The 3,742-nt window shown below is 48.1% G+C and carries 5 protein-coding genes; all 5 read right to left on the bottom strand.

The features are described 5' to 3' along the window. Positions 1-124: 124 nt before the first annotated feature. The gene (locus H7F08_RS15785) at positions 125-805 is read right to left on the bottom strand and encodes a Flp pilus assembly protein CpaB (protein WP_319803983.1); all 681 of its coding nucleotides are present in this window, start codon (positions 803-805) and stop codon (positions 125-127) included. A 9-nt stretch (positions 806-814) separates the two neighbouring features. Beyond that, on the bottom strand, positions 815-982 hold the full coding sequence (locus tag H7F08_RS14975) for a hypothetical protein (protein ID WP_170286756.1): 168 nt from the start codon (positions 980-982) through the stop codon (positions 815-817). Positions 983-991: 9 nt separating this feature from the next. Further along, positions 992-1,663, bottom strand: coding sequence for a hypothetical protein (locus tag H7F08_RS14970; protein WP_193640979.1), 672 nt, complete (start codon positions 1,661-1,663; stop codon positions 992-994). Next, the gene (locus tag H7F08_RS14965) at positions 1,660-2,403 is read right to left on the bottom strand and encodes a hypothetical protein (protein ID WP_193640978.1); all 744 of its coding nucleotides are present in this window, start codon (positions 2,401-2,403) and stop codon (positions 1,660-1,662) included. Before H7F08_RS14965 ends, H7F08_RS14970 begins: the two co-directional genes overlap by 4 nt. A gap of 100 nt (positions 2,404-2,503) precedes the next feature. Further along, positions 2,504-3,520 carry a hypothetical protein gene (locus H7F08_RS14960; protein ID WP_193640977.1) on the bottom strand — a complete coding sequence of 339 codons (1,017 nt, stop codon included), beginning with the start codon at positions 3,518-3,520 and terminating at the stop codon, positions 2,504-2,506. Positions 3,521-3,742: the final 222 nt, after the last annotated feature.

The following is a 3,742-nucleotide window of genomic DNA, read 5'->3' as shown; positions in this document are numbered from 1 at the left end:
ACCGTGAAAGTCACATGATCCACCAACCACGGCGGAACCAATCCTAACGCGAGAGAAAACAGCTCTTCAGGGACCATCAGCTAACTCCTATTCAGGGCACGACCGCTCCACAGCATTCTACCCCCTACCCACTCAATCTGACGAAGAGCCTGGAAAGTTCTCTCCCAGTGGCAATTATTTTTAAATTCTGCCCTAAAAATCGCACTAGAGAGCCCTCTGATGTGGAACTTATTGTTTGTAGGCTATTCAGGGCGGCGTTATGAGAGATGTTTGATGAAGTGATCCACAATAAATCGATGCGATCCCCTGGACGCAGCATTTTATCCAGAGAATTTTCGGAATTTACTGAAATGGTCAATGCAACGTGTTGATCGTCAAGAACGTCCGCTGGACTCTCTGTCGCGTTAATCATCGACAGTGTAATTGGCTTTCCTTTTTCTGCCTGAAAGAGCAGCCTTTTCAAGGCGATCTTATCGAAATCTGTATCCAGAACTGCGCCTGCAGGAGCGTTGTCGGCCGGGATAAAGCGACGTGCTACCTTGGCTAAGGTAAGGACAGTACCAGCGGGTAGATTTTCTATTGGGACAACTACTGATACGGTACTTTCCTTCTTGGGAGTTAATTCACTTAGAAGGCGTTTTTTCAGCGCAGTTTCCTGAGCATCCAGTGTGTGAATAGCAAGCACTGCTGCGGCAAAACCCGCTGTGATGGCAAATTCCAAAATGATCCAGCCACTTAGGGCACGCTTTTTCTTTTGCAGTAATGGGGGGGTGGCGGATGGTTCAGGGATGTTTTGAGTCGACACGAGTTATCCTCAAAAAGGCAGAGTGGCGATAGCTGCAGCCCAGCCAAAATCGCTGGAAAATTTCCGCAATGCATCCATCAGTTGCACGATGGGACTGGGTGCACCCACAAACAGTAAGCCGAGCGCAAATATGGCGACGATGGCATACTCAATGCTGGACTGACCTTTTTCATTCATCGGCGGTCTCTACCGTTGATCCAGCACAACAATGACACGACTTTCACCAACTCCATCGGCACCAATAACCATATCGAGGTGGCGGTTGTCCTTATTCATGGAAATAACGGATGTCTGCCCCTGCATTGCCGGGCTTCCACGCCATTGTCGTGCCAGAAGTGCTTTTTCCAGGAGCGTACGTAAATCAGATGCAGGTATGTTCACATGTATATGCAAAACTCGTCCGTGTATCCCATGATCGTGACTATCAATGTCCTGCAATATCTCGGCATTCGCAGGGAGAGGCAAATCATCTGGCAGAGGATCACGCTCTGTCCTCTGGTCCATGCGTAGGCTGGAGAGTGTCCCGTAGGCAGTATTCCCTTCCATATGCCACTGGCTAGTGAGCGAATATGGGGGAGTTATACAACCCTGAATATGCTCACCACGAAGATTATTTTCGGTATATGATCCTCTTAGTTGGGCGCAGGCTTCGACAAAATGGGAACGCAGCCGCTCTTCCTCCGCATTGACATGAAATTGTGTAGCATGAATATCCACGCCATTGATTTTGAGGCGGCCCGCTAAAGGCTCTGTCACAGTATTTTCAGGTGTTGGTAGTAAGAGGGGATTTTCTCCCGCCCAAACGCCTGTGTTACCCAGGCAGAACATACAGAGAAGAAGAAGTTGATTTTTTCTCATGACCTTCCATCTCCAGGATAAGGTTGCAGGCGATCTCCATACTGAACTTCTGGATCTACATGCCCGTAGCCCAGCTGGTTGAGTTCAGGAAACAGTACGCCTCCCATAGTCTTTACAGTGTTGATCAGACCATTGTCGAGATAGGCGCTGGGCAGGAGAGTTTTAACGATTCTGATTTCTTCTTCAGGACCATTAGCTGTCCATGCGTCCGTCAAAACCGCTGCTTGTGCGTTAAATCGCATACCATCTGAGAAGGTGCTGCCTGGCAGGTAGACGTAAGAGGGTAAACCTCTTACTGGCACACTGATGTTTGCCACTGTGGGCCCAGTCATCTGCAATGGGATTTTGGAGATTTTCATGAGCGTTCCCAAAAATTTCATAGACACTCCATCGGCGATATTTTCTTCATGTGTCGAAATGCTTATGTCTGCCAAATTACGGAGTAGTGGCTGGCCATCATGTCGGGTTAGTATTGGGTTTACGGTATTACTATTGCCGGAGTTGATAGATGCGAGCCCTATGCCGTGAGGACCAAAAAAACGTATTGCGGCCTCGTTTCGTAGCTCGCTGTCATTTTTGATGGCGGACCATTCCCGCCCTGGAGGAGGAGACTTTCTCCACACTATTCTCTCCCAAGCTACATAACGCGCCGCCTCGATACTTCGCAATTGTGTAAAACTCCATTTGCCAGTGTAAATGGCAAGGAAAAATAGAGGAATTATTGCAAAAGCCGCAAGCACGACGAATTCGGTGAGTGACTGCCCATGTTCTGCACTATGCGAGCTATCCCCAAATAATTTTTTTTAACAGGAATTTTTTTCAGCATGAGAAGCATCATGTTTATTGCAAGCCAAGCAAAGTCGCATACAGCGATCTTTCGCGTGCATTCAAATCCACTAGTCGGGCTTCCCAGAACGGGCTAAAAAGATTGGCGCGCTCGTCATAGGCATCAGCGCGTTGCCATAATGATGCAGGCCGTCGGAAAAATGCTTGAGCTTTGGCCATGGAGCGTATGTGCTTGCCTGGATTGTCCTGTGCCAGTGAAATGTTTGTTTTATCCTGAGCGGACTGCTTGATGCCCAAAGCGTTGCTGGCATCCCGTACGTTTTGGCGATCATGCTCCACAACTACAACATAAGAAGGCATTACATCAGCTGGATCTCCATTCGCGTCCTTAAGTTGTGGGCTATTCCGATTAAAATCCCAGTAGCGACTGATTCCACCAGCAGAAAAACGTGTTGCATCGCCGCCGACCGAGCGCATGGATGCCCCCGTGCTATCTTGCTCTCCGGGATTTTTGAAAGCAGCAATATTGGACCCTTGAGCATTTTGCGAACGGGAATCCTGATAGGCTGGTAAGTTGACTGTACGTTCTGTAGATGGAAAAACTGTTTGGGGAGTAGAACTTTTTTCCAGATATTGACCAGGATAGGAGAAATTACTACCATTACCGGTTTGTGATGCTCCATAACCTAATGGGATTTCAATCCATTTTTTGCCACCCAAAATTATTCCTTTTCTGGCCCAAACATGTAATGACAATGTGTCCATACCGGACCAGACAAACTTTCCTTCTGAAGTTTTGGCTATCTCCGAGCCTCCAGCGCGACGAAATTCCCAGCCGGTAACATACAGATTTCCCGATTTAACAGGGAGAAGAGGTGTAGGCAGATTATTCCGGGTGGATGTAAAACCATCTCGTGAGGCATTGATCATAGAGGCCATGCGGTTTTGAGCCTGCTCTTTGTCACCGCCCCAACGCTGAAGGAGATTCCCACGATTTTTGAAATAACTACTTAGGTTGGTGGCCATAATAATTGTGTTTAATTGACCGTTGGCATCATTCAGTTTAACCACCTGTTCAGCAAGGCTCCTCGCTACTTGGAGTGGATACGAGGGTACGGTAGTCTTAGGGCATTGCTGATCTAGGGAAGGTTAATGATGGACGAAGACAAGCTGTTTACCTTGGCGTTGGGGTTGGTTCCGCCGTGGATGGTGGACGATGTGACTTTCAAGCTGGAGGAGAAGCGGTTGGACCTGCATATCAACCTGTCTCTTATACACATCTCCGAGCCCACG

The sequence above is a fragment of the Acidithiobacillus sp. HP-11 genome, from assembly GCF_015100075.1.
In the GTDB taxonomy this organism is placed as follows: domain Bacteria; phylum Pseudomonadota; class Gammaproteobacteria; order Acidithiobacillales; family Acidithiobacillaceae; genus Acidithiobacillus; species Acidithiobacillus thiooxidans.
The sequence above is the reverse complement of the archived record's forward strand: the minus strand, read 5'-3'. Positions and strand labels throughout refer to the sequence as shown.